Annotated in this window: 20 protein-coding genes, 1 tRNA gene and 1 riboswitch; of the genes, 12 read left to right on the plus strand and 9 right to left on the minus strand. The window is 49.3% G+C overall.

What is annotated here, in order from left to right; translation table 11 throughout:
* The first annotated feature begins 141 nt into the window (after window positions 1-141).
* A complete protein-coding gene (locus GA003_18365; protein ID QXD27947.1) occupies window positions 142-525 on the plus strand; it encodes a hypothetical protein in 384 nt (127 codons plus the stop codon).
* A 74-nt stretch (window positions 526-599) separates the two neighbouring features.
* Here GA003_18365 and GA003_18370 read toward each other — a convergent pair whose 3' ends face one another.
* From GA003_18370 to proS, 7 genes are all read right to left on the minus strand, one after another.
* Complete coding sequence (locus GA003_18370; protein ID QXD27948.1) at window positions 600-1,748, minus strand: class I SAM-dependent rRNA methyltransferase; 1,149 nt, start codon at window positions 1,746-1,748, stop codon at window positions 600-602.
* 4 nt (window positions 1,749-1,752) lie between these two features.
* Complete coding sequence (locus GA003_18375; GenBank protein QXD27949.1) at window positions 1,753-2,865, minus strand: LptF/LptG family permease; 1,113 nt, start codon at window positions 2,863-2,865, stop codon at window positions 1,753-1,755.
* A gap of 60 nt (window positions 2,866-2,925) precedes the next feature.
* Complete coding sequence (locus GA003_18380; GenBank protein QXD27950.1) at window positions 2,926-4,500, minus strand: alanine:cation symporter family protein; 1,575 nt, start codon at window positions 4,498-4,500, stop codon at window positions 2,926-2,928.
* Window positions 4,501-4,659: 159 nt separating this feature from the next.
* Window positions 4,660-5,352 carry an HAD hydrolase-like protein gene (locus GA003_18385; GenBank protein QXD27951.1) on the minus strand — a complete coding sequence of 231 codons (693 nt, stop codon included), beginning with the start codon at window positions 5,350-5,352 and terminating at the stop codon, window positions 4,660-4,662.
* A gap of 119 nt (window positions 5,353-5,471) precedes the next feature.
* Complete coding sequence (gene mtaB / locus GA003_18390; GenBank protein ID QXD27952.1) at window positions 5,472-6,827, minus strand: tRNA (N(6)-L-threonylcarbamoyladenosine(37)-C(2))-methylthiotransferase MtaB; 1,356 nt, start codon at window positions 6,825-6,827, stop codon at window positions 5,472-5,474.
* A gap of 315 nt (window positions 6,828-7,142) precedes the next feature.
* The gene (locus GA003_18395; protein ID QXD27953.1) at window positions 7,143-8,591 is read right to left on the minus strand and encodes a sigma-54 dependent transcriptional regulator; all 1,449 of its coding nucleotides are present in this window, start codon (window positions 8,589-8,591) and stop codon (window positions 7,143-7,145) included.
* 209 nt (window positions 8,592-8,800) lie between these two features.
* The gene (gene proS / locus GA003_18400; GenBank protein QXD27954.1) at window positions 8,801-10,324 is read right to left on the minus strand and encodes a proline--tRNA ligase; all 1,524 of its coding nucleotides are present in this window, start codon (window positions 10,322-10,324) and stop codon (window positions 8,801-8,803) included.
* A gap of 223 nt (window positions 10,325-10,547) precedes the next feature.
* On the opposite strand from proS, the gene GA003_18405 reads away from it, so the two are divergent.
* The 4 genes from GA003_18405 to GA003_18420 all read left to right on the plus strand — a co-directional run bounded on the left by GA003_18405 (window position 10,548) and on the right by GA003_18420 (window position 12,998).
* On the plus strand, window positions 10,548-10,796 hold the full coding sequence (locus GA003_18405; protein ID QXD27955.1) for a hypothetical protein: 249 nt from the start codon (window positions 10,548-10,550) through the stop codon (window positions 10,794-10,796).
* A 121-nt stretch (window positions 10,797-10,917) separates the two neighbouring features.
* Window positions 10,918-11,964 carry an SMP-30/gluconolactonase/LRE family protein gene (locus tag GA003_18410; GenBank protein QXD27956.1) on the plus strand — a complete coding sequence of 349 codons (1,047 nt, stop codon included), beginning with the start codon at window positions 10,918-10,920 and terminating at the stop codon, window positions 11,962-11,964.
* Between the two features lie 25 nt (window positions 11,965-11,989).
* Entirely contained in the window at window positions 11,990-12,703 is a 714-nt protein-coding gene (locus tag GA003_18415; protein ID QXD27957.1) for a DUF1080 domain-containing protein, read from the plus strand.
* On the plus strand, window positions 12,594-12,998 hold the full coding sequence (locus tag GA003_18420) for a 4a-hydroxytetrahydrobiopterin dehydratase (protein ID QXD27958.1): 405 nt from the start codon (window positions 12,594-12,596) through the stop codon (window positions 12,996-12,998). The genes GA003_18415 and GA003_18420 overlap by 110 nt, the downstream gene beginning before the upstream one ends.
* Here the strand turns inward: GA003_18420 and GA003_18425 are convergent.
* Together GA003_18425 and GA003_18430 are read right to left on the minus strand one after the other, a co-directional pair.
* Window positions 12,995-13,441: a DUF5069 domain-containing protein gene (locus GA003_18425; protein ID QXD27959.1), complete on the minus strand. Its 447-nt coding sequence runs from the start codon at window positions 13,439-13,441 to the stop codon at window positions 12,995-12,997. The genes GA003_18420 and GA003_18425 overlap by 4 nt on opposite strands.
* A gap of 143 nt (window positions 13,442-13,584) precedes the next feature.
* A tRNA-Phe gene (locus GA003_18430) sits at window positions 13,585-13,660 on the minus strand.
* Window positions 13,661-14,071: 411 nt separating this feature from the next.
* On the opposite strand from GA003_18430, the gene GA003_18435 reads away from it, so the two are divergent.
* From GA003_18435 to GA003_18465, 7 genes are all read left to right on the plus strand, one after another.
* Complete coding sequence (locus tag GA003_18435) at window positions 14,072-14,455, plus strand: hypothetical protein (protein ID QXD27960.1); 384 nt, start codon at window positions 14,072-14,074, stop codon at window positions 14,453-14,455.
* Between the two features lie 185 nt (window positions 14,456-14,640).
* Window positions 14,641-16,500, plus strand: coding sequence for an efflux RND transporter periplasmic adaptor subunit (locus tag GA003_18440; GenBank protein ID QXD27961.1), 1,860 nt, complete (start codon window positions 14,641-14,643; stop codon window positions 16,498-16,500).
* The gene (locus GA003_18445; GenBank protein QXD27962.1) at window positions 16,497-16,868 is read left to right on the plus strand and encodes a four helix bundle protein; all 372 of its coding nucleotides are present in this window, start codon (window positions 16,497-16,499) and stop codon (window positions 16,866-16,868) included. Before GA003_18440 ends, GA003_18445 begins: the two co-directional genes overlap by 4 nt.
* Entirely contained in the window at window positions 16,865-20,614 is a 3,750-nt protein-coding gene (locus GA003_18450; GenBank protein QXD27963.1) for an efflux RND transporter permease subunit, read from the plus strand. Before GA003_18445 ends, GA003_18450 begins: the two co-directional genes overlap by 4 nt.
* On the plus strand, window positions 20,611-21,096 hold the full coding sequence (locus GA003_18455) for a DUF3347 domain-containing protein (protein ID QXD27964.1): 486 nt from the start codon (window positions 20,611-20,613) through the stop codon (window positions 21,094-21,096). Before GA003_18450 ends, GA003_18455 begins: the two co-directional genes overlap by 4 nt.
* A 129-nt stretch (window positions 21,097-21,225) precedes the next feature.
* Window positions 21,226-21,343: riboswitch (cobalamin riboswitch) on the plus strand.
* Between the two features lie 104 nt (window positions 21,344-21,447).
* A complete protein-coding gene (locus GA003_18460) occupies window positions 21,448-23,304 on the plus strand; it encodes a TonB-dependent receptor (protein ID QXD27965.1) in 1,857 nt (618 codons plus the stop codon).
* Window positions 23,304-24,422, plus strand: a complete 1,119-nt coding sequence (locus GA003_18465) for an ABC transporter substrate-binding protein (GenBank protein ID QXD27966.1) — start codon at window positions 23,304-23,306, stop codon at window positions 24,420-24,422. The genes GA003_18460 and GA003_18465 overlap by 1 nt, the downstream gene beginning before the upstream one ends.
* Window positions 24,423-24,425: the final 3 nt, after the last annotated feature.

A 24,425-nucleotide genomic window follows, 5' to 3' on the forward strand; every position in this document is an offset into this window, starting at 1 on the left:
CCCACTTCTTATCCCCCAATTTAAAGAAGACGGACCTGAAAGCTTCAGACCTTTTTTTGGCCAAATTGACCAGTTTGGCATCGACCTACAATAACCCAAAGAAGCCTGGCTCTGGAAATTTGAAGGACTCACACGATCGGGGTGGGACAAAGTTATGAAGCGTCTGTCGGTGGATATGAATACACGTTTTATGGTGTGATAGGATCGGCAACAGATGTAGGTGCCCTTGTGGAGTACCACTACGATTCACGAGGAAGTCGGGCGACCAGCCCCTTCAATCGCGATGTGTTTGCCGGGACCCGAGTTACTCTGAACGATGAACGAGACACCAACATCATAGCCGGAACATTCTGGGATCGCAGCAACGATACCACCTCTGTTCGTATCGAATTCCAACGCCAGATTGGAGCCAACTACAAGCTCGAGGTAGAGTTACAAGGCTTTGTGGAAGTCCCAGTCGGGGATCCCTTCTTCTCCTTCCGTAGGGATTCATTTTTGCAGGTGGAATTGAGGAGGTACTTCTGAGAACTGCTTGTAGCCATGGTCGTGAGACCATGGAAGTCCACAGTCTCACGACCGTGGCTACTTCATCCAGGGAACTAATCCACCTGCAGGATCAGTCCATGAAGGTATTCGCTTTCAGGCATTGAAAGCATCACTGGATGATCCGAAGCCTGGTAACAGTGATGTGAGATCCGCGCCGTCCGACGGGCATCGCTGGCAGCGTCAGTCAAAACAGAGGTGAACACCTCCATCGATACCGCTTGCGAGCAAGTGTAGGTAGCAAGAATGCCTCCGGGATTGAGGGCTTTCAAAGCACGTAGATTGATCTCTTTATAGCCTTTAAGCCCTCCTTCAAGTTGGCCGTGTGAACGCGCAAAAGGAGGCGGATCCAAAATAATAAGATCAAATTTCTCCTCCCGGTTATCCGAAAAGTAATCAAAGACATTGGCTGGCTGGAAGCTTGCCTCCAGCTCGTTGGCTTCAGCATTTACTGTGGCCGCTTTGATGGCGGTATCCGAACTATCGATACCTAATACGGATTCAGCTCCAGCCTTGGCACACTGCAAGGCAAAGGCCCCTTGATTGCAAAAGGCGTCGAGGACCTTTTTGCCAGAAGCGAATGAAGACACCAGAGCATGCTGTTCCCGCTGATCAAGGTAGAACCCGGTCTTCTGCCCTTCAAGTAAATCAAGCCGATAGGTAATTCCCCCGATCTCAACGTCAAAGGGTTCCAAGGGCAGATCTTCAAACGTGCGAATGTAAGTATCGAGTCCCTCCAGCTTTCGAACCGTCGCATCATTTCGGAAAACAACAGCCTCAGCGTCGGTGAGCTCTATTAAAGTAGTCGCGATAGCGGGTAAGCGCATATCCATCGCCAGGGTCAACGCTTGCACAACCAGGACCTTTTCAAATTGATCCACGACCAAGCCCGGTAAGGCATCGGACTCGGACCAAACCAATCGGCGACAAGGTTCCTCAGACCTACGAGCAATGGCTTTTTTCAAAGCATGCCGTACGTAGCCCATGCTAAAAGGCTGTTTATCCATGGAATAGCGGCGCCAAACGATTTTGGATTGGCTGTTGTAAATTCCACTACCAAGAATTCGTTTACGCGAATCGCGGAGCAATACCGTCTTCCCATTTTCAGCGTCTGGTAACAGGGACTGAACCTCGCCGGCAAAGACCCAAGGATGGCCTGAGAGAACCCGACCTCGAGACCGGGGTTGTAGAAACAAAGATTTCATAGGGTTACTTAAGTCTCGAATAGAGATACATGGCCAATGCGACCATGATGATATTGGGCGTCCATGCAGCCACCACTGGAGGCAAGGTGCCCTGCTCCCCAAACATTAGAACCAGGCGAATCACCAAGTAGTAGGAAAAGAACAGGCCGGCGGACTTCGCCACTCCCACCATGGGATTTACGCGAACGCCGGAGACGGAATACGGAACGGCCAAGCCAACAATGATGAAGCAGATAACAGTTCCGGCTAAAATAGAATGATAACGAACCTGGAATGGAATGGCCTTCGGGTTATTCTCTCCTTCGTAGTAATCGAGAATGGTCCGAAGTTCGAAGAGAGACAGGTTCTTCGCCCGTTGCTCAAGCGTGAGAAGCAGTCGAGGAGTTTCGACCAATCCCTCGAGCTCGAGCTGTTTAAACGGTTTCGAAGTTTCCTGAGCTCCGGTTTCCACATTGAAACCCAAATTACGCCCCTGAAGAAAGGTCCAGCTTTCCTCTGCAGTATTAAAAAAGCACTCTCGAGCCTGGATCTTTGACACTTCCTGATTCCAGGCATTGAGCTGAGACACCGTCACACCATAACCGCGATAGGTGTTTTTGTTGAAGCGGTTCATGAACCAGATCCGCCCATCCTTGGGATTGCTAAAGGCCACACTGTAAATAATGCCAGCATCGCGAACCTGCTGCGTCTCCAACTCATAATTGTACTCAAGGTCGTCTAAGATCTGACGTGCCTCTTCCACCGCCCAGGGAACCACCTTCGCGTTTAGATACAATAGCAACCCCGAGAGCATCATACCCGCCAACCAGAGGGATCGGGAGATTTGCCAGAAACTCACACCGCACGAGCGAAGGGCAACTATTTCGTTATTTGAATGGAGATTACTAAGGCAGAAAAGTAAGGAGACGAGAAAGGCTACCGGCAAAATATAGGGCAGCAGACTGGGGATGATAATAAAGTAGTAGTAGAGGATGTCGGCACTCGCTGCATTGAAGTCGAGCAGGTCGCCAAGATTATCATACATATCAAAGATGACCAACAGCCCCAGGGTAGCTCCAAGAGCAAGTAGAAAGGCGCGCAGCCATTCCCAAAATATATAGCGGTCAATTTGATTCACTGGTCAGTATTCCAATGAGCGTACGTCCGCCCATCAAGGGATTTGTTCCTAGAAGAACAATTAATCGCGGCGCTCGATCGTTCCGTCGGCGATTTTGGCCAAATATTTGTTTAGTTCCTCCTTCGCTTTTGGCATGAGGAAATAGAGGCCAATCACATTGGGGAAACACATAGCGAAAATCATAGCATCTGAAAAATCGATTACATTGCCGAGGGTCATGGACGCGCCGATCACTACGAACAAACAAAAGATCAATTTGTAAATGAGTTTGGCTTTCTCGGTGCGACCAAACAGGTAAACCCAACATTGTTCACCATAATAGGACCAAGCGATCATCGTAGAAAAAGCGAACAGGATAACCGCAACGGCCAAAACAAATTTAAACCAAGGCAACACACTCTCGAAGGCAGCAGAAGTAACTCCCACACCCCCTAGCTCTTCAGCTCCCGTCCAAGTTCCGGTGATAATGATGACCAAGGCAGTCATGGTGCAAACCACTACCGTATCTATAAAAGGTTCTAGTAAACTCACTAATCCTTCACTGGCGGGATTCTCAGTACGAACGGCCGAGTGGGCGATAGAAGCTGAACCGATACCTGCTTCATTTGAAAAGGCAGCTCGCTTAAATCCTTGAATCAGAACGCCAATAAATCCACCTGCAACGGCACTTCCCGAGAAGGCACCACCAAAAATTTGACCGATCGCGGAAGGAATCTGCGAGAAATTGGTAACTAAAATCACAATCGCTGCCGTCACATAGATCCCACACATGAAGGGAACAATCTTAGCCGTTGTTTTAGCGATGCTACGAATACCACCGATAATTACCACTCCGACAATGACGGCGACAATGAGTCCAAACAACCAGCCTTTGCCAGCCCACCAGCTAGTATCTCCGCCCGTGACGTCCACAAACTGGGAGTATGCCTGATTAATCTGGAACATGTTTCCACCTCCCAAAGATCCGCCGATACAAACGATGGCGAAAAATACAGCCAGCACGTTACCCAAGCCCAGCATGCCTTTCTCAGCAAAGCCGCGGCTCAAATAATACATGGGACCGCCATAGGTCGTTCCGTTCTCGTCGATCTGACGATACTTCACACCAAGCGTACATTCTACAAATTTTGAGGACATACCTAACAGCCCGGCAAGAATCATCCAGAAAGTAGCTCCTGGTCCTCCCAAACTGATGGCCACCGCAACACCCGCTATATTTCCTAGCCCAACCGTTCCAGACAAGGCAGCGGACAGAGCTTGGAAGTGAGACACCTCGCCCTTCTCGTTGGGATCCGTATATTTCCCACGGACAATGTCGATAGCCAGCCCGAACCCCCGAATGTTAATAAAGCGAAAGTAGACAGTAAAAATGATCGCACCAACCAATAACCAGATAAGCACAAGGGGTACCATCTGACCTGCGATTGGAATGCTGTAGAAGACAACGTTAACGATGACGCTGGTAACGGGTTCCACCGCGGCATTGATCTTATCGTCGAGATTTTGTTCGGTCACTTCAGCAACTGCATTTGCGGCAGCTTCAATCTCTTCCTGTGCAAACAACGGTACTCCAAGGAAAAGCGTTAAACTAAACAGAAAGAGCCCACAGGTTCGAGAAAGGTTAACAATATTCATGCAGAAAAAGAAGTTGCTGAAAAAACTGCACTATTGAGAAGCTCATCTCAGAGGCAAGTTTTTAGACGCCAAGGATAACCGAATCCAAGCTGTAGGAAGGGAGCTTGCTCCCGAAATCAAACAGTCCTTAAGAAATCGAATCGGGAGCAAGCTCCCTTCCTACACTCCCAAATAATCCATCAAAACCGACGGATCCTTAAACGAATTAAAAAGCACAGACGGCTCGTGATCTCTGAGCTGTTCAACGGAATGATGGCCTGTGGCTACAGCAACCGTGTGGGCACCAATGACTTTACCACATTCGATATCTTTGGGCGTATCCCCGATGACATAGATTTGCTCCGGCGACCATTCCAGATGCAAATGTTCACGTGCCAGATCCAAGGCATGGCGACTGAGATCATTTCGATGATCGCTGTGGTCAGCAAAGGCCCCAAAGCGAAAGAAATGGTCCACTCCAAGGTAGCCCAATTTGATATCCGCCCCTCTTCGTACATTCCCGGTAAGCAATCCCTGATGCACCGCATCATGATCATGAAAATGCTCCAGAAGCTCTTGAGTACCTTCGATGGCACGCGCATTGGAAGCGTCCAACATTTCAGGTAAGTAGGACAAGTAGCAATTGATCAGCTCCTTCGCTTCTTCACGCGTTACCTCTCTACCCGCTTTCTCCAACATTGCATAGGCAATGGAATAATCGGTGGCGCCTAACCAATCAATGGATGCAACCGGTATTTCATAACCAAAGTGGTCCACCGTGGCGCGATCGAAAGCCATTGGGCCCGCTCCTTTTGCCGATAGAAGCGTCCCGTCAATGTCCCATAGTAAAAGTATCTCCTTAGAATAGTACATAAATTAGAAAGAGCTCGACTCGCACTGCGAGGATGCTGTGGCCCTCCCTTTCCTCAAAAACAAGGTAGGGCTAGAGCATCCCTGCTCTGCCGCTTCAGAGAAAATGAAGTATCCCTTACTCATGGAGTAGATATCAGTGTTTGATTGGCCACTTTTTGATTGGGCATGAGTTTTATCAACGTACCTTCAACGATGTCTCCCACTACGCGATTCAATTGCACCTTGGCAATTTGGTTATGCAGATCTTGGTCCGATTCAACAACCACTCGAACGAAGTTATCGGTATAGCCCGGCCATAGCCCATCTTTGGGATCTTCGAAGAGAACCGTCATTTCTCTACCTACATGGGTTTCGTAATAATCGTAGCGCTTCGACTCGCTCAAGCGACGAAGCTTGGCACTCCGTATCTGCTTCTCAGGTACACTGAGGCGATCCTCCATGCGAGCTGCTGGTGTACCGTCGCGTTCAGAGAAAGAAAACACGTGGCAGTATGAGAATGGATTATCCATAAATGTCCGGCAGGTCTCTTCAAACTCCGCTTCCCCTTCGTTGGGATAACCGACCATGATGTCTGTTCCTAAACAAAGGTCGGTCACGGATTCATGAGCCAGGTATAAGAAATCTAGATACTCTTTGAGATCATACTTCCGGCGCATGGATTTAAGCACGGCATCCGAACCCGCCTGAAGTGGAATATGGAGGAAAGGCAGGAGCGCATGCTCCGGATCATTCATCCGTGGAAACAGTTCGGTAGGAATCGTTGTAGGCTCAATGGAGCTGATGCGGATGCGATCAATTCCCTCAATCGTATCCAAGCGATCCAGGACCTCTAGCAAGTCACCATCGTGGCTGTTGAAGGTCCCAATATTAACACCGGTGAGGACAATCTCCCGGACACCCCGATCAGCCATCTGTCGTGCCTCAGCCAACAGGTTTTCCATGTCACGTGACCGTGCAGGCCCACGGGCTTTTGGGATAATGCAAAATGAACAGATGAAACTACAGCCATCCTGGATCTTTAGATTGGCTCGCTTCTCGTAGGGCTGGTCGCCCACAAAATCGATAGTAAAGTCGTCCTTGGTAATCCTATCGCGGATAATGGCAGGCTTTTCATTTTTACCCAGCTGAACGTAGTCGAGCACGTTTAGCTTTTCACGATTACCCATAATCAAATCGACGCCTGGAATCTCTGCGATCTCCTTATAGCCAATCTGTGAGTAGCAGCCGACAACCGCCACAAAGGCTTCTGGGTTTTTCCGGATGTAACTTCGAATCGCATTCCTACATTTGGCATCGGCCAAGCGAGTCACCGTGCAGGTGTTGATGATAGCGAGGTCGCTCGCTTCGCCAAAAGGAACCGTATCATAGCCAGCCTTCTCAAGCTGATCACGCAATATGAAGGACTCCGACTGATTAAGTCGGCATCCAAGAGTATGCACAGAAGCGCGTTTTCGACTGGCTTTGACAGAAACCATGGTGGGCTCAAAGACGGTCTTTAGAACCGCCTATCGAGCAAGCATAAAATCCCCATTTCCCAGGATTCCTCTGGTGATCCAACTAAGCTCCATCCTGATCTAGAACGCGAGAAAACGCGACGAAATGTGAAGTTGACGAAGAGATAGACAAAGGAGCGCACGTCCGTACGTGACAGAGCCGAGAAGGAGGAACACTTTGCATGTCGGTGCGAGGATGGGAGCAAACATACTTCCCAAAACTCTTAGTAGCTTCGAACAGGACCCACCAAAACAGCAATCTCTACTCCGCTTGCTCCCATTCTCTTTTCTCGCGATCTAGACTTTATTGTTCTTTCGCCAGCGGTAAAGCGTCGTCAGATGAATACCCATACGCGATGCGACCCAAGCGTAGTCATTGTCGCTTTGTTCGAGGAGCAATTTTGCATGTTTGTAACGATCCTTCTTATTAGGGGGGGCTCCCTGAAGATAACCTGAAATATCATCGCGCGCAGGTAAATTATAGACCGGTGCCGGTTGTGGAGCAGCAGCTGGAGTGGTCAGCGGAAATGGATCAGCGGTATACCCGGCTACTTGAGGAGTTGGCTGAGAAACAGTAGCAGCATGGGCCCGTTCCATGGCCAATGATTCGTGACTTCTACGAGGTGCTTCCCACCAACTTGAACGCAGTATTTGTCCATTATTTAATATAACCAGCCGATCGATGGCCTGCTTAAGCTCCCGCACGTTGCCTGGCCAAGCATACGATTGAAAACGGTTGATTAACTCAGGCTCAATGCTGTCGAAGCTTTTCCCGAAACGTTCTACGCTCATTTTGAGAAAGGACTGAGCAAGAATGGGGATATCTTCAACCCGTGCCCTCAGAGGTGGTATATTCAAAATAACTTCCGATATCCGGTAGTACAGATCTGCCCGAAAGATTCCTTTTGGAATCTCGAGTTCCAGATCGCGATTCGTAGCCGTGATCACCCTGAGATCCACAGAGTATTCCTCATTACTACCCAAACTTCGCGCTTTTCGCGTTTCCAGGAAACGCAATAGCTTCGGCTGAAGCATGATGTCCATTTCCCCAATCTCATCGAGAAAGAGCGTACCCCCATCTGCTTCCTGAATCAGTCCCTTTTTGGAAGAGACGGCTCCGGTGTAAGCCCCTTTTTTTACTCCGAAAAGCTCGGACTCAATCAGATCCTTTGGGATGGCAGCACAATTCACCGCAACAAAACTATTTTTCCCGGAGGAATTGTGAATCGCCTGTGCAACTCGCTCCTTACCTGCTCCCGATTCTCCTAGCACAAGTACCGATACATTGGTCGGACCGATGATCGATGCACTTTGCTTCAAACTCTGCAATGCGGCCGATTGGCCAAGCAGGTCCTCATTAGTAGAGGAGGAATAGCCTCCGTAAAGCTGCCACCATAAATCTTGGGAGCTTACAGCTTCATGGACCGCAGATAGCCAACGATTGTCAGTATCCCGCAGATCCAACACATCAAAAGCCCCATCGCGAATAAAGGTAATGACCTGCTCGGTAGAAAGATCGCCACCGACAACCAGGTAATAGCGGTTTCCTTCGGCCAATCGCATGCGAATATCTGCCCAATTTTCCCCTTGGGCTGTCTCTAAGGAGACAAAATAGACCTGCTCGGTATTCTCGGCCTGCAGATCATTGATATGGTCCGAGTCCTCCACATAGGGAGTCAAACCGATCGCCGCTAGCTTTGCGAGATAGGCCTCTGAATTGGCACATGGTATGAGTGTAACCTGCATAAATAAGGAGTTTTAGCAAAAACATTGCAAATGCAAGTGAGGAAATCTGCAATAAATTGGTGGAACTACGGATTCAAAAACTCAATCGTTCATTGGGCGATTGTTGGCCTGAGGTGCTACATAGAACTCCAAAGTGGTTCGATCGGAGCGTTAAAGCATAGAACGCAATATATGAAACACGCCTTTAACCACCTCCGGCCAACGATCGCCTAGTAGGATTTGGCGAAAACGACGAGCTGCTTGCTCGGCTTCCCGGTAAAGATGCAAGTCCCTGGCTCGGGATTATCCGTCTGTGGAATACACCGAACCGTAACTTTTAGGTCTGATTGTATCTTCTCTTCCAGCTCATGCTCACCCGAATAGTGGGCCAATGCAAATCCGCCATGAATTTCCGGTTGGTTTTTATTCTCAGGCGTAAAGAAGTCATAGAACTCATCTTTTGAATCAATCGTCACGGTGTTCTCTTCGCGGAATGCACGTGCTCGAGCCAATAGATTATCCTGAATATCATCCAAAGCTCCCGTGAATGAATCAATGAACTCAGCTCGCCCAATTCCTTTTCGCTCCTTAGGCCCTTGATCACGTCGACCAAAGAAAACCGAATCCGATTCCATATCTCGAGGCCCTACTTCAATCCAGGTTGGCACTCCCTTCTTGATCCAAGACCACATTTTCTCCCCGCCACGTAGATCACGATCATCGATTTCTACCCAGATCCGACGACCATGGTAAACTTTGCTTTCAAGCTCGGCCTTGATCTCGCGACAATATTCAAGAATAGCGTCGTTGTCAGAGTCTTTGCGAAAAATGGGAAGAATAACCAAATGAGTAGGCGCAATCTTCGGAGGAAGCACCATGCCATCGTCATCGGCATGGGTCATAATCAAGCCTCCGATGAGGCGGGTTGATACTCCCCAGGACGTCGTCCAGGCAAGCGAGCGTTCGCCCTTTTCATCCAGAAAATCGATGTTGGAAGCCTTGGAGAAATTCTGACCTAGAAAGTGAGTCGTCCCTGCCTGGAGGGCCTTCCGATCCTGCATCAACGCCTCAATACAGTAGGTGTTAACAGCACCTGGGAAACGCTCGCCTTCGGTCTTTTCACCCTTGATGACTGGAACGGCCATCCAGTTTTCTGCAAAGTCAGCGTAGACATCGAGCATCTTTAACGTTTCTTCGATCGCCTCTTCTTCAGTGGCATGGGCGGTATGACCTTCCTGCCAAAGGAACTCGGTGGTGCGGAGGAATAGTCGGGTTCGCATCTCCCATCGCACCACATTCGCCCATTGGTTTATGAGCAGAGGCAGATCACGGTAGGACTGAATCCACTTGGAAAAGGTTTCGCCAATAATTGTTTCAGAAGTCGGCCGAACAATCAGGGGCTCATCGAGCTCACCAGCGGGGATCAGCTTACCGTCCTCACCTGCTTCCAGGCGGTGATGGGTGACCACAGCACACTCTTTGGCAAACCCATCGACATGTGCTGCTTCCTTTTCTAAATAACTGATAGGAATAAAAAGCGGGAAATAGGCATTTTTGTGGCCTGTCTCTTTAAACATCTCGTCTAAGACTCGCTGCATGTTTTCCCAGAGCGTGTAGCCCCAAGGCCGGATCACCATACATCCACGGACGGGTGAGTTCTCAGCAAGCTCGGCTGCTCGCACTACCTGTTGATACCACTCAGGATAATCCTCGTTGCGAGTCGGGCTAATGGCTGTTCGTTCCTTTTTACTCATCAGTTGTTAAAAAGTTTTAAAATAAGAAAAGCCTCAGTGAACGGCAATGGACTTAGACTGCAAGCCAAGGATTACTTGGAACACTTCTAAAGCATACCCATCCCAAGCATAAGATTACTTTAATAAATCCGTATATTTCCAGTCCCTCAGAAATACTGAAATATAATCACAATCTGTCTCGTCTAAGAGAAACCACATGATAAGACCCTCAAGCCCTTGTTTCATGAAAGTCACCGACACCAATGAAATTTCCTTACCTCGCGAAGAGTTTAATGAGACCTTTCTTACCATCCAGGAGCTCTTGGCCCAGGAGGCCAATCCTGAGGAATTCATTGTCGAGGATCCATTTATTTCCAGCGCAAGTGTTAAAGTCGACCTACGCAAGCACCTGCAAAGTCTCTATGACCGCATGGTAGATATTAAAGAATCCATGGCTCCAAGCACACACATGGTGACCATCGATTTTAGTTAGAAACCATCTACAATCCCAACTACTTTCAAGCCGGCTGGACCCTCAGTCGGCTTTTTCCTGTACGAAGAGCTAAGCAGAAGCTGGACCTGTATGAGGGAGTTTGCCTACACTCCTTGGACCTATGAAAAACTACCCCAGCCTAAGTCGTCGCAGTTTTCTCAAATCATCGAGCCTTGCGAGTGCGGCAGCGTTCTTACCCGCTTGCGGGAAACAAGCTCAGGTAAGTGGAATATCGGAACGCTACAAAGACCTAAACTCGTCCGACTATTTGGGCACATTGAAAACCGAAACACGGATCGATGACAGCGCCATCTTCACGGAAGGACCCGCAGTTGATAGGGAGGGGAATGTCTACTTTACCAATATTCGAGTCTCCAAGATTTTGAAATGGGATCCCAAAAAGAAAGCCCTTTCGATTTTTCGCGAAAACTCAAACGCAGCAAACGGCCTCCGATTCGACCCTCAGGGAAATCTTCTTGCATGCGAGGGAGCATCCGGGCGTGTCACACGGACCAACTTGAGAACAGGTGAGATCAGTGTCTTGGCAGATAGCTTTGCAGGAAAACAACTCCAGTCTCCCAACGACCTGGACTACGATTCACATGGACGCATCTATTTTACCTCCCGGGGAAACAATCCTGATTTGGAGAAGGAGAACCTCAAGGCCGTCTACCGCCTCGACCCCAACGGAAGGGGTACCCAACTCCTCGCCGAACCCGATGTGCACATGCCCAACGGAATCATTGTTTCTCCAGACGAGAAGACTCTGCACTTGATTGAAGCCCACGGTGAAGCATCCAAAAAAAGGTGCATAGTCTCATACAAACTCGCAGCAGATGGCAGCCTATCCAAACGAAGCCAGATCATTGATTTTTACCCGGGGCGAAGTGGTGACGGAATGTGCGTGGATGAAGCCGGGAACCTTTACGTCGCTGCAGGACTTCATAATGAACGTGGAAGCTCCGAAACACTGGATACACGGCCGGGTATTCATGTCATCTCACCAGAAGGCGAACTACTTGCCTTTGTAGAAACACCCGAGGACACGATTACCAATTGCACCTTCGGCGGCGAAGACCTGAAAACCTTGTATATTACTTCCGGATCTCATCTACTCAGCCTTCGCACAACCATTGCTGGCAAGGCAAGTTACCGGCCACAAAGCTGAAGCTTTAATCATTACTAAGAAATCTATGAGATATCTCTACTCCATTCTCGCTCTATCCTGCCTCTGGTTTGTCGGCTGCTCGCCCTCTGAAGAGGCCAGTCAACCATCAGTCGATCTATTCAACGGCACCAACCTGGATGGATGGCAAAATTTTGGCGGAGGTAAATTTTACGTGGAAAACGATGCCATTGTTGGCGAAGCGGCGCCTGACCTGCCCAATAGCTTTTTAGCTACCGAAAAGATGTATGACAATTTTGAACTGGAGGTAGAATTCAAAGTCGACCCACTGCTCAACTCAGGCATTCAAATTCGGAGTAGCACCTATGCGGAAGAGACCACTACGATTCGTTGGGGAGGTCGCTTTAAGGAAGACGGAAGTCGAGACACTAGAGAACGAGTCTGGGAGAAAGGCCGCTTCTGGGGATACCAGGTAGAGATTGATCCAACTGACCGTGGCTGGACCGGGACTCTTTATGAAGAGGGCGCTCGAGGCTTCCTTCACACACCCGATGAGAACAAAGCTCCAGCAGGCACATTCAAGGCTGGCGATTGGAACCACTTCCGAATCATCGCCCAAGACGATCACTTTCAGATCTGGCTCAATGGTGTGCAAACCGCGGATGTGCACGATGGGGACACCCCCACGGGATACATTGCTCTCCAATTACACGGCATTGGGAACAACAAAGAAAAGATCGGACAGAAAGTTTACTGGCGAAACATCAAGCTCACCCAATAAGGTGAGCCGCCGGTCCCTCAAGATAGAAGAAATCGCAGCAGCCCTTCAGACTCTGGATGGGTGGGAAGTCATCGAAGTCGATGGAATCTTTCGACTACGAAAGAGCTATGCTTTTAAGAACTTTGAGGAAGCACTCGCTTTCACTAATCAAGTAGGAGCGCTTGCTGAAGCCGAAGATCATCATCCGGAGATCTTAACCGAATGGGGCAAAGTTACCGTAACTTGGTGGACCCATACGACGAAAGGTCTGAGTTCTAATGATTTCGAAATGGCTGGAAAGGTAGACGCTCTTTAGGTTCGGCCTTCTTCATGATCATACACGTCAAACCAGACGTATACGATCTTCCCAGCAGGGATATACTGAGGAATGTAGCCTTCGAGAAACTGTTGTAGCTCGATGGGCATTTCAGAAATGCGTTTACCCCGCATATCGTTGTTCCACTGAATGACCTCTGTCTCATCCTCTTGCTTGGCATTCTCCTGAATCCAGGCACCCACCGCCTCATCGTCTGCACCCGTAGCAACAAACGCTTTAAATGCGTCCGCCGTAATCCCGGTAAAATCGAAAAAGAAGTTATCCAAGGGACAATCGAAATGATATTCTCCATTGGTTCCCGCAATAGCAGCCCGACATTTATCGAGTGTTCTACCAGCGACGACATAGCCACCGAGCAATGCTCTGGGGCTGCGTGGGAAATCTGTGGAGAGGTCTAATGCAAGCGCTTCTACTGTAGCCATGCAAAGAAACAAGCTAATCTCCAAAGCCTATCCTACCCCTGTAAATCAGGTTTTTCGTTTTTTTAGTGTCAATTTAGTGTCAATCGACAAAAAAAGCCTCTTGGCGTCAGAGGCTATAAATTCTGTAAGTCGTTGATTCATATTGGTGGCCAGACCCAGAATTGAACTGGGGACACAAGGATTTTCAGTCCTCTGCTCTACCAACTGAGCTATCTGGCCTTCCAATATAAGAGGACGGACTAAAATCCCTGCCTTGCAGGTCGTCAACTGGTTTTTCGTAAAAATATTCGTTGGTTTTCGGAACCCTCTTTACATTTATAATTCGCGCTGCTGAGAGGCATTTTGGTTTTGAGCGAGGCGATCCATCTCAACGTAGGGCTAAAAGCCCGTCGCGAGATGAATAACGCTGCTCAAAGCCCAAAGGACCTTAGCCCAAAGGGTTTGCGCCATTATGCTCTCCAGCGGTGTTGCTTCCAAAAGAGCGGGCTTACCAGCCCAACTCTTTCGAAACCGCCTTGCCGGATAAACCTTCTAGCTGCAAACAGCATCAAATTTTAAATGTAAAGAAGGTTCATAGAATGAACTGTGGGATTGATTCCTCACGATTATTAGCCCAGATTGAAGGCGAAAATGAAAAAGGCAGCTGCAGTTCTAATTATCATGGCGATCTTGAATCCGCTATGCTGCTGCTTTGCCTTTGGAGAAGGTCATCAGGTCGATATGCCAATGAAGGCCGACCATTCCTGCTGCACCTCCGAGTCACAAGCTCCGGGTAGTGCCAATCAGGAACAGGATGCCATGAATTGCGAGCAGGCCAGAGACTCAGTCATTACGGCCAACGCCCACATCTCAATTCCGTTTGCAAGCCTGCTAGTGCAAAGTGATTTCTTTAAGGAGGCCCAAAGCTTGGATATCCTCCAGACATCGCTCGAGGCACCTCCAAGGAATTATGAGGCAACACAGTCGGTCCCACGTTGGGTGGGAATACAGACGGACTGTGTACGAAGACTTTGAGATTGAGTATCATCGCTCTTGCAGGCTGCGGAGCTCGATGAATCGCTACGATTAGCACGTCGCAAACGACGGAATTACAGCTGGATTGCGATTCATTGAATGAGCCCATAAGGGGGCTCTGATCCGTACCCAAACTGCCGATCTGCAATTTGTTCCACTTGGTTAATCCACTAACCACCGAATCAATGAAAACATCATCTTTAAAACTATCTTCTATTTATACCATTCCAGCCGGACTCGCTGTCGGTCTCGTACTGGGCTACTTTCTATTTTCCACGCCGAAGAGCACAAGCTCCGACGAGCAGGCAGAGCCCTCAGCAGGAGAAATCTGGAGCTGTGCGATGCACCCCCAGGTTCAGCTGCCCGAAGCGGGCCCCTGCCCAATTTGTGGGATGGATCTGATCCCCCTGAGCGACATGCCCCCTTCGACCGCGAATGGTGCCCTGCAATTATCTGATCAAGCCCGAACATTGGCAGCCATCCAAACCACGGAGGTAAAAAAAGGCATCGCTCAAAAGGAGATACGCCTATTCGGGAAGGTGACCTATGACGAAACGCGACTAAAATCAATCAGTGCTCGCTTTCCTGCGCGGATTGAAAAGCTCTTTGTAAATGCGACCGGTATCTCGGTGAAAGAAGGAGATCACCTCGCCTCGGTTTACAGCAAAGATTTGCTCGCTGCTCAGACCGACCTGATCACCGCGTTGAAGTTCAGCAGTCGACAGGATGCTACTCAAGGCCCTCGCGAACAGCTTCGGCAATGGGGATTCTCAGAGGAGCATATCAATGCAATCGAGCAGAAGCTGGAAGCACAGGAGTTCCTGGATATTGATGCCCCGATCGGTGGAACTGTCGTAGGAAAGTCGATACAGGAAGGTGACCATGTAAACCTGGGAGATAACTTTTTCACCATAGCTGATCTAACCCACGTCTGGATCACCTTCGACGCCTATGAGTCGGACCTGCCTTGGATCCACTATGGACAGGAAATCACCATCAACGCCGAAGCCAATCCAGGGGAAAAAATCATAGGGAAGGTTTCTCTCATTTATCCTGAAATCGATTCCATGTCCCGCACGGCGAAGATTCGCGTCTCCATTCCGAATCCCGATCAATTACTCAAACCCGGCCAATTTGTGCGTGGAATCTTGCGAGCTCAGCTCAATGAATCCGGAGGAGTCGTGGTCCCGAATCTGGCAGGCAAATGGGTCAGCCCGATGCATCCGGAGATCGTAAAGGACGGCCCTGGCAATTGTGATGTGTGTGGCATGGATTTAGTCCCTGCCGATGAAATGGGACTGGGTCCTAAAGCAGGTCGAGGAGAGCCGCTGCTGGTTCCGAGCTCCGCCATTCTGCAAACCGGAAAGAGGGCGGTTGTATACGTAGAGACCCTGGATGCAAAGGGTCCTAGTTACGAAGGTCGCGAGGTCGAGCTTGGTGTTCGAGCCGGAGACCAATTCGTAATACTAAGTGGACTCAAGGAAGGTGAGCGCGTGGTAAGCCAGGGAGCCTTTAAAATAGACAGTGCCCTTCAAATTCAAGCCAAGCCAAGCATGATGAGTGGAAATATGGGGCAAGAGACGGGTGACGAGGGGCAAGGGATTGCTTTGCAAACTGGAATGGCGCGAGAGCTCATGCCGGGTTACTTGGCACTTCATAAAGCGCTGGCAGATGACAATCTTGAGGATTCCAAGGCGGCCCTGAACACGATGATGGAGATTACGGGGCATTCAGGAAGCCTGCCCGAATTAATACACTCCATGCTGGCAGCTGAAGACTTGGACGGGATTAGACGTCCTAAATTTGACGAGTTGTCGGCTGCAATGATTCAAGCCGTCAAATCCGATACTCATGCATTTGAAGGAGACTTATACTTGATGCACTGCCCTATGGTCTATGGCCAAACCGGAGCTGATTGGATCCAAGACACTGACCAACTCCTCAATCCGTATTTTGGATCCCAAATGCTTACGTGCGGTGAGGTAAAGGGAAACCTGACTGATCATGCGGGGCATGGACACGGGGCGAGGGAGGAAAACCGATGAGTACGGAGTCGTTGGAAAAGTTTAAGGCCTATCAGTTGGCTATGGAGTTGTTTGATTTGGTCGTTGATGATTTTTCGGACCTCGCGAGGAAAAAGCCACTCGAACGATTGGTCTCTCAGCAATTGACGAGCGCGGACTCGATTGCAGCTAATATTGAAGAGGGACACGGGAGAGAAACAACCAAAGAGTATATCCGATTCCTGGTTATCGCCCGTGGCTCAGCTCGTGAAACCAAAGGCAGGTATGTACGGATGAGGCGATGGTTTCCCGAAGACCTCGTTACCGAGCGGACAGATCAATGCGACCACATCATTGCCATCCTCACGAAAACCATGACCAGCCTAAGAAAGCGAGGACGCCAACAATGAAACCTCCGGCTATCGATTCCACCCCCTCGTCCCCCGACCCGCGTCCCACGTCCCTCATCAACTGGCTGATTCGAGCTTGTCTCGAAAATAAGTTGATAATCGTCCTTTTGACCGTCGGCCTCATCTTTTGGGGCCTGATGGTAGCACCTTTTAATTGGGATGTAGCCGGGCTGGAAAGAGATCCTGTACCCGTAGATGCGATACCGGATATCGGAGAGAATCAGCAAATCGTGTTCACCGATTGGAAAGGAAGATCGCCTCAGGACATTGAGGACCAGATCACCTACCCACTCACCACTGCCCTACTCGGTTTGCCCAAGGTTAAGACAGTCAGAAGTTTTAGCATGTTTGGGTTTTCTTCTATCTACATTATCTTTGAGGAAGAGGCGGAGTTCTATTGGACACGGAGTCGCATACTAGAAAAGCTGAACAGTCTTCCTTCAGGAACGCTGCCAGAAGGAGTCGCGCCAAGGCTGGGACCCGATGCAACGGCACTGGGGCAAGTCTTCTGGTATACGCTGGAAGGAAGGGATGAAGATGGAAACCCTACCAGTGGGTGGGACCTCCATGAACGAAGAAGTGTTCAAGATTGGTATGTGCGATTCGCGCTCCAGGGAGTTGAGGGGATTGCTGAAGTCTCTTCGGTCGGCGGTTATGTAAAGGAATACCAGATCGACGTGGATCCAGATGCCCTAAGGACCTACCAGCTTACTCTTCAGCAAGTGTTCAACGCGGTGCGCGCGAGCAACATCGATGTCGGGGCACGGACTGTTGAAATCAATAGCGTGGAATATGTCATCCGAGGTTTGGGCTTTATCGAAAACCTGGAAGACCTAAGACAAACGGTGGTAGCCCATCACAACCATGTACCCATCACACTGGACCAAGTCGCTGAGATTGAATTTGGTCCGGCCGTTCGCCGTGGCGTTTTAGACAAGGAAGGAGCTGAAACGGTCGGAGGGGTCGTCGTCGCCCGTTATGGCGAAAACCCCATGGCTGCAATTCAAGCGGTAAAGAAGAAGATTGAAGAGATATCTCCGGGTCTTCCTTCAAAGACCTTGGAAGACGGTACCCAAAGCCAACTCACCATCGTTCCCTTCTACGATCGCTCGGGCTTGATCATAGAAACCTTAGGCACTTTGGAGAATGCAGTCACCCAACAAATCCTGGTCACGATCATTGTGGTCCTGCTCATGGTGCTGCATCTGAGAAGCGCAGCCCTCATCTCGAGCATATTGCCGCTGGCAGTTCTATTCTCATTTATCGGCATGAGTGTGTTCGGTGTGGATGCCAACGTGGTAGCACTATCTGGTATTGCCATCGCGATCGGCACCATCGTCGACATGGGAGTGGTCCTGACTGAGAATATTCTCAAACACAAGGAAGCCGCGAAGAGAAAATCAGCTCCCTATGAACAGGCTGAACCTTCGAGCCAACAGCTCGTATTCAACGCTTGCTCCGAGGTAGGAGGTGCAATTGTAACTGCTGTTCTCACCACCGTCATCAGTTTCCTTCCGGTTTTTACCATGCAAGCCGCCGAAGGTAAATTGTTCAAGCCACTCGCCTATACCAAGACCTTTGCCTTGTTGGGCTCCATCCTGGTTGCCCTCACGATCTTACCTCCGATCGCCCAATGGCTCATTGCGGGAAAGAACAACGGAGAGAAGATGAAACGTCTCCTATGGATCCTGGTGGCCTTACTGACTTTGATTGAAATCAGTGTACTCGGATGGCTGCCTTGGATGGCGAGGATCCTCATTCTCTGTATTGCTGGATTTCACCTTCTTAAAGGAAAGCTCCCCACTCAAATAGAAGGCCGCGTGACGCTAGGCTTTAACATCCTGGTTGCCTTGCTGATTGCCAATCTCCTGGCTGGCGATTGGAGTCCACTAGGTCCTGAAAGATCGATCGGAAATCTATTATTTGTTATTCTAGCTATCGGGCTCCTGCTTGGCGCGTTCTTACTGTTCATAAGAATCTATCCTCAGCTGCTCGGATTTATCCTGAAGGTTAAAACCATCTTTTTGAGCGCAAGTGGACTCCTGGTAGTTGCAGGCTTCCTGATTGCAATCGATCTCAAGGAAGAGTTTATGCCTTCTCTCGATGAAGGTTCCTTTCTATGGATGCCCACCACCATGCCGCATGCATCGGTGGGCGAAGTGTTGGATGTTATCCAAAAGCAGGATAAAGCCATCCGCGGAATACATGAGGTAGATACGGTAGTGGGAAAACTTGGACGCGTTGATAGTCCCCTGGACCCCGCACCTGTTTCGATGATCGAAACGATTATCAATTATGTGCCCGAGTATGAAATCGACGAAGATGGTAATATCCTGACCTACAAATTTGATAAAGGGAGTCATGAATTCGTAAGAGATCCTGTCGGTGACCTGATCCCAGATCGAAACGGTAAACCATTTCGTAATTGGCGAGATCATATCCGATCCGCCGATGACATCTGGAAGGAAATTGTAAGTGTCGCTCAAGTGCCGGGAACTACATCTGCCCCCAAGCTCCAACCCATTGCCGCACGCCTTGTCATGCTGCAAAGCGGAATGCGGTCACCCATGGGAATCAAGGTGTTCGGCCCGGATCTGGAAAGCCTGGAAACAGCCGCGCTCCAAATTGAATCCGCGCTAAAGAAAATTCCGTCTGTCAACTCAGCAACGGTATTCGCCGACCGCGTGGTAGGTAAGCCATACATGGAAATAGATATCAACCGTGAGTCGATCTCTCGATACGGCATGAGTATTCAATCAGTCCAAGACGTGATCGAAGTTGCGGTGGGTGGAAGGCATGTCACCCAGACCGTCGAAGGCCGGGAACGTTATCCAGTCCGGGTGCGCTACATGCGTGAGTTGCGTGATAACTTTGAAGAGATCGGGAACATCCTCGTGGCGAGTCCTGATGGCTTGCAGATCCCTCTAAAACAACTGGCTGACATCAACTATGTTCGAGGGCCACAGGTCATTAAGAGCGAGGACACCTTTCTCATGGGTTATGTCATTTTTGACAAGGCTCAGGGATATTCCGAAGTGGAAGTCGCCGAAGACGTAGAGAGCATCCTGAAAGAAAAGGAAGCTGCCGGGACACTCGTGCTGCCGGAAAGCGTCACATTCAAAACGGCGGGAAATTATGAGAATCAACAGCGAGCGGCAAAGCGCCTCATGCTGGTGATACCCATGGCTCTGGTACTCATTTTTATAATTCTCTATCTGCAGTTCCGAAGGGTGCTAACTTCGCTTCTTATTTTCACGGGGATCGCCTTCGCATGGTCGGGAGGATTCATCCTCATTTGGCTGTATGGACAACCCTGGTTTCTGGATATCACGGTCTTGGGCGCCAACCTGCGGGATTTGTTTCAAGTTCATCCCATCAACTTGAGCGTGGCGGTCTGGGTAGGCTTCCTCGCACTTTTCGGCATCGCCACGGATGATGGTGTATTGATTTGCACCTATCTCCGGCAGACCTTTCGCGATAGAAAGCCTACATCGGTAGCCACCATTCGGGAAGCGGTCATTTACGCGGGAACAAGACGGGTTCGCCCGGCTCTTATGACCAGTGCTACGACCATTCTGGCATTACTACCCGTGCTCACGTCAACGGGCCGAGGATCCGACATCATGGTCCCTATGGCGATTCCAACCTTTGGAGGGATGCTGCTAGCCCTAATAACCATTTTTGTCGTGCCAGTCCTTTATTCAATGATAGAAGAATTAAAACTTAAGCTAAGACTCACAAAATGAAGACTCGATTGATCGCCTTCTTAACCACCCTGCTCATGGCAGGACCTATGTTAACCGCCGCTAACCATGCGAACTCAGATGCGAGCTGTGCGGACCACATTATTGGCCACTACTTTGCCACTCAGGAAGCACTCGCCGCAGATGATTTTGAGGCAGCCATATCTTCCACCAAGGCACTAAATGCTGCGCAGAAAGACAGCACTTGCTCTAAGGATATCAGCAAGGCCACCCAGGCAATTTTAAAATCCTCGGATATCAAGGAAGCGCGGATAGCGTTTAAGAAATTATCGGACGCAATGATTCCTCTGGTAGAATCTGATGGGATCAAATCTACCCAAGCTCATCTGGTTTATTGCCCGATGGCTTTCGACTTTACCGGAGCCTCCTGGCTACAGAAAGACAAGTCAGTGACCAATCCGTACTTTGGTGCTCAGATGTTTGCCTGTGGTGCGGTAAAGAGCTCCTTTGGGAATTCTAAATAGTTAGAGCTACTCGAGAATTGAGGCCGGAATGAACGGATTCTATAGTTTGTTACTTTCGAAATGAAAGATCTGACAAATCCCTTGCATAACTTCTGAATAAAGTCCTTAAACCAAGCCCTGTTCTTTTAAATTAGAATCAAACACTTTTGTTAATCCAGGGAACGCTGTGAAAATCGGCGACAGTCGCGCTACGGTAACAGGCAAAAAGCCTGAAGTCCGAATACTGGCAACAAGAGGCACCCATACTTGCCGCAGAAGCAGGTGGTAGCGCTCAACGATGGTCTTTGTTGATAATACCTGACCATTCTTCTGGAGTCGGACCCATGTGTTTCTACGGCAGTAGCAATACACATGAAACCAACTCAAAAAACAACCAGATCCATTGCAGCTGCTGCAACCCTCCTATCTCTGGTATCTCCTGCGCGATCACAGGAAGACAACTCAGATAGAACTATATACGACTTGAATCCGATGGTCATTGTGGCCAATCGATCAGAAGTCCCGCTGAATCAAATCGGTAGCTCCGTCGAGATCCTCGACCGTTACGATCTTACCAAATCAGAACAGTCCTTCCTGCTGGACAACATGCGATACGTACCCGGTTTTTACCTACGTAATAATGGTAGCCCAGGTGGAGCCTTCGGGATTACTACACGGGGATTAAATGCCAATACGCCCACCGTACTCATCGATGGTGTAAAAGTTGATAATCCATCCACTGGGCAAATCGTTAACTTCGGTAGTTTGTTCGGAGATAATGTGTCCCGAGTAGAAATCCTGAAAGGACCTCAAAGCTCCCTCTATGGCGCCAACGCACTTGCCGGGGTGATAAGTATACAGACCGCTGATGGGAGAACAGACCCAGGAAGCCAAGTCGGAGTCGGCTATGGCGCTCACGATACTGTCAATGCCCACCTGACTACGCGTGGAGCTGAAGGACAACTTAGTTGGGCCCTCAACCTCAGTCACTATGAACATCAATTCTCAGTCCAGGACCCCAGCTTCGGACCCGAGTGGGAGGATGAAGATAAGTATGAAAATACGCAGGCTTCCTTAAAGCTAGACTATGAACTCAGCGAAACCACTTCGTTGAATTTCATGACTTACTGGTTTGATACCTTATCTGAATTCGATCCTGGTGATCCCAATTCATTATTCGGCGCACCTGAACTCATCAATTATTCTGAAACCACCCAGTTCTTCTCCCGCGTTGGAGGGGATTTCAAACCAAACGATCAATGGGATAGTTCACTGGGTATTGCATTTAACGATGCCGATTCTGTCAGTGTTACGGGAGGCAGTTTCCCGAATGATGGAAAACGATACAGCTACGATTGGAAAAATACCTACCGCGCGACCTCGACCTGGACCCTCGTCGGTGGTCTGGAATACGAGGAGGAGTATAACGACTCAGGGAGTGAAAGTCGCACAAATAGCTCGATCTTCCTTGAGAATATCGTAGCAGCGACTGAGCTCCTGGATTGGACGCTGGGTGGCAGACATGATGACAACAGCACCTACGGTGAAGAAACGACGTGGCGCTCAACATTTAGCTACCGCCTGGAGGCTATCAACGCCCGCATTCGGGGGTCCTACGGAACATCCTTTCAAGCCCCATCGTTTTTTCAATTATTCTCAAGTTTTGGCGACCCAGGATTGAAAGCCGAATCTGGAGAGGGCTGGGACCTGGCCTACGAACAAAAACTGGTGAATGGGAAAGTTTATTTTACCACCACTCTGTTCGGGAATGAAGTGGAAGATAAAATAATATTCAGCTTCAACTCGTTTACCTACGCCAACGAAGATGTCTATGAAAGTGAAGGTATTGAAAATGCACTGCGTTTCCAAATTGCTGAAAACGCATCCACAACCTTGGCCTACACCTATAGTGATGCGAACTACTTGGACGGCCAAGAGGCGGAGCGGGTTCCTCGAAACATAGTATCACTGGGGTATAACCTTCAGCTGTTTGACAAACTCAACTTAAGTGCCACTGCCCTCTCAGCGAGTAGCCAATACAGCACTCGCTTTTCAACGATGAAACAAAGTGGCTACACGGTGTTTAATCTGGCAGGTAGGTATCAAGTAAATGAAGGCACACAGCTATGGGCTCGCATCGACAATTTGTTTGATGAAGACTACCAGGAAGTTGAAGGCTTCCAGACCGCTGGATTCTCAATATACGGTGGAGTAAGATTTAATTTCTGATGAGTACATTTTCGCAGTTGATTTGGAGACTAGTCCTACCGTTTCTCTTAGGTGGAACGACTCAAGGGCTATACTCTGCCAATCAATATGCGGAGAATTTTTCTCTTCAGTATTTCTCAACTCACAAGCTCCTGACCGTGACCAATCCTTGGCGCGGCTCAGGGGATTTGAGTTATCAGTATGCACTGGTTCCCAAAGGCGGAGAAGTTCCGGACTTACCTGATGGCGTTCAAATCATTCGAACCCCTACAGAACGGATCATCATCACTGCCACGGTCTACCTGGGGCCTATCAGGACTCTGGATTTGTACGACCAATTAGTGGGCATCGCTTATTTGGACTTTACCAGTGATCCGGAAGTGCATGCCCGTGTTGATAACGGAACACTAAAGCCCATCCAGGGAGGAGCCGCTCTCGAAATCGAATCGATACTTCAATTGCAGCCAGATTTAATCTTAACCAGCACTACAGGAGAAAGTCTTTATGACGATCACCCCAAGCTAGAACGAGCTAAGCTACCTGCCGTTCTGACGGCCGGATATATGGAGTCTCATCCATTGGCACGTTCAGAATGGATCAAGGTCATTGCCGCGCTGGTGGACAAGGAGGAGGAAGCGGAGGCGTTCTTCAATCAAGTCGCCCAAGAGTATGAGGCCTTAACAGCGATGACCAGGTCCGTAAAAAATAGACCCACGGTGTTTTCCAATGCTCCCTACGCCGGCGTATGGCACGTACCAGGAGGATCTAGCTACAATGCCCGCGCGTTTGCCGATGCAGGTGCCAACTACCTGTGGGCTGAAAATAGATCTTCAGGTGGAGTCCCTTTGGATTTTGAGGTCATCTTGCACGAAGCAGCGGTCGCGGACGTGTGGCTCAATCCTGGAGCCTACCGAACCAGAGCATCACTTTTGGCACTCGATTCACGGTTCACCGGTTTCCGTGCATTTCGCGAAGGAAAAGTCTTTAACAACTCCTTGCGCGCAAACGAACATGGAGGCAACGACATCTGGGAACGGGGAATCAACCACCCCGAAGAGGTGTTGGCTGATTTGATCAAAGTCTTCCACCCGGATCTATTCCCGGATCATCAGTTTATCTATTACGAACAGTTGAAATAAGAG

This window comes from Opitutia bacterium ISCC 52, assembly GCA_014529675.2.
In the GTDB taxonomy this organism is placed as follows: Bacteria; Verrucomicrobiota; Verrucomicrobiia; order Opitutales; family UBA2995; genus UBA2995.

Bases quoted from the DNA above. Each gene is read 5' to 3' on its own strand.
- GA003_18445 (QXD27962.1), top strand. From the start codon at position 16,497: ATGAGTACGGAGTCGTTGGAAAAGTTTAAGGCCTATCAGTTGGCTATG.
- GA003_18465 (QXD27966.1), top strand. From the start codon at position 23,304: ATGAGTACATTTTCGCAGTTGATTTGGAGACTAGTCCTACCGTTTCTC.
- GA003_18395 (QXD27953.1), bottom strand. From the start codon at position 8,591: ATGCAGGTTACACTCATACCATGTGCCAATTCAGAGGCCTATCTCGCA.
- GA003_18410 (QXD27956.1), top strand. From the start codon at position 10,918: ATGAAAAACTACCCCAGCCTAAGTCGTCGCAGTTTTCTCAAATCATCG.
- GA003_18425 (QXD27959.1), bottom strand. From the start codon at position 13,441: ATGGCTACAGTAGAAGCGCTTGCATTAGACCTCTCCACAGATTTCCCA.
- GA003_18435 (QXD27960.1), top strand. From the start codon at position 14,072: ATGAAAAAGGCAGCTGCAGTTCTAATTATCATGGCGATCTTGAATCCG.
- proS (QXD27954.1), bottom strand. From the start codon at position 10,324: ATGAGTAAAAAGGAACGAACAGCCATTAGCCCGACTCGCAACGAGGAT.
- GA003_18380 (QXD27950.1), bottom strand. From the start codon at position 4,500: ATGAATATTGTTAACCTTTCTCGAACCTGTGGGCTCTTTCTGTTTAGT.
- GA003_18420 (QXD27958.1), top strand. From the start codon at position 12,594: ATGGGGACACCCCCACGGGATACATTGCTCTCCAATTACACGGCATTG.
- GA003_18385 (QXD27951.1), bottom strand. From the start codon at position 5,352: ATGTACTATTCTAAGGAGATACTTTTACTATGGGACATTGACGGGACG.
- mtaB (QXD27952.1), bottom strand. From the start codon at position 6,827: ATGGTTTCTGTCAAAGCCAGTCGAAAACGCGCTTCTGTGCATACTCTT.
- GA003_18440 (QXD27961.1), top strand. From the start codon at position 14,641: ATGAAAACATCATCTTTAAAACTATCTTCTATTTATACCATTCCAGCC.
- GA003_18370 (QXD27948.1), bottom strand. From the start codon at position 1,748: ATGAAATCTTTGTTTCTACAACCCCGGTCTCGAGGTCGGGTTCTCTCA.
- GA003_18405 (QXD27955.1), top strand. From the start codon at position 10,548: ATGAAAGTCACCGACACCAATGAAATTTCCTTACCTCGCGAAGAGTTT.
- GA003_18450 (QXD27963.1), top strand. From the start codon at position 16,865: ATGAAACCTCCGGCTATCGATTCCACCCCCTCGTCCCCCGACCCGCGT.
- GA003_18455 (QXD27964.1), top strand. From the start codon at position 20,611: ATGAAGACTCGATTGATCGCCTTCTTAACCACCCTGCTCATGGCAGGA.
- GA003_18415 (QXD27957.1), top strand. From the start codon at position 11,990: ATGAGATATCTCTACTCCATTCTCGCTCTATCCTGCCTCTGGTTTGTC.
- GA003_18460 (QXD27965.1), top strand. From the start codon at position 21,448: ATGAAACCAACTCAAAAAACAACCAGATCCATTGCAGCTGCTGCAACC.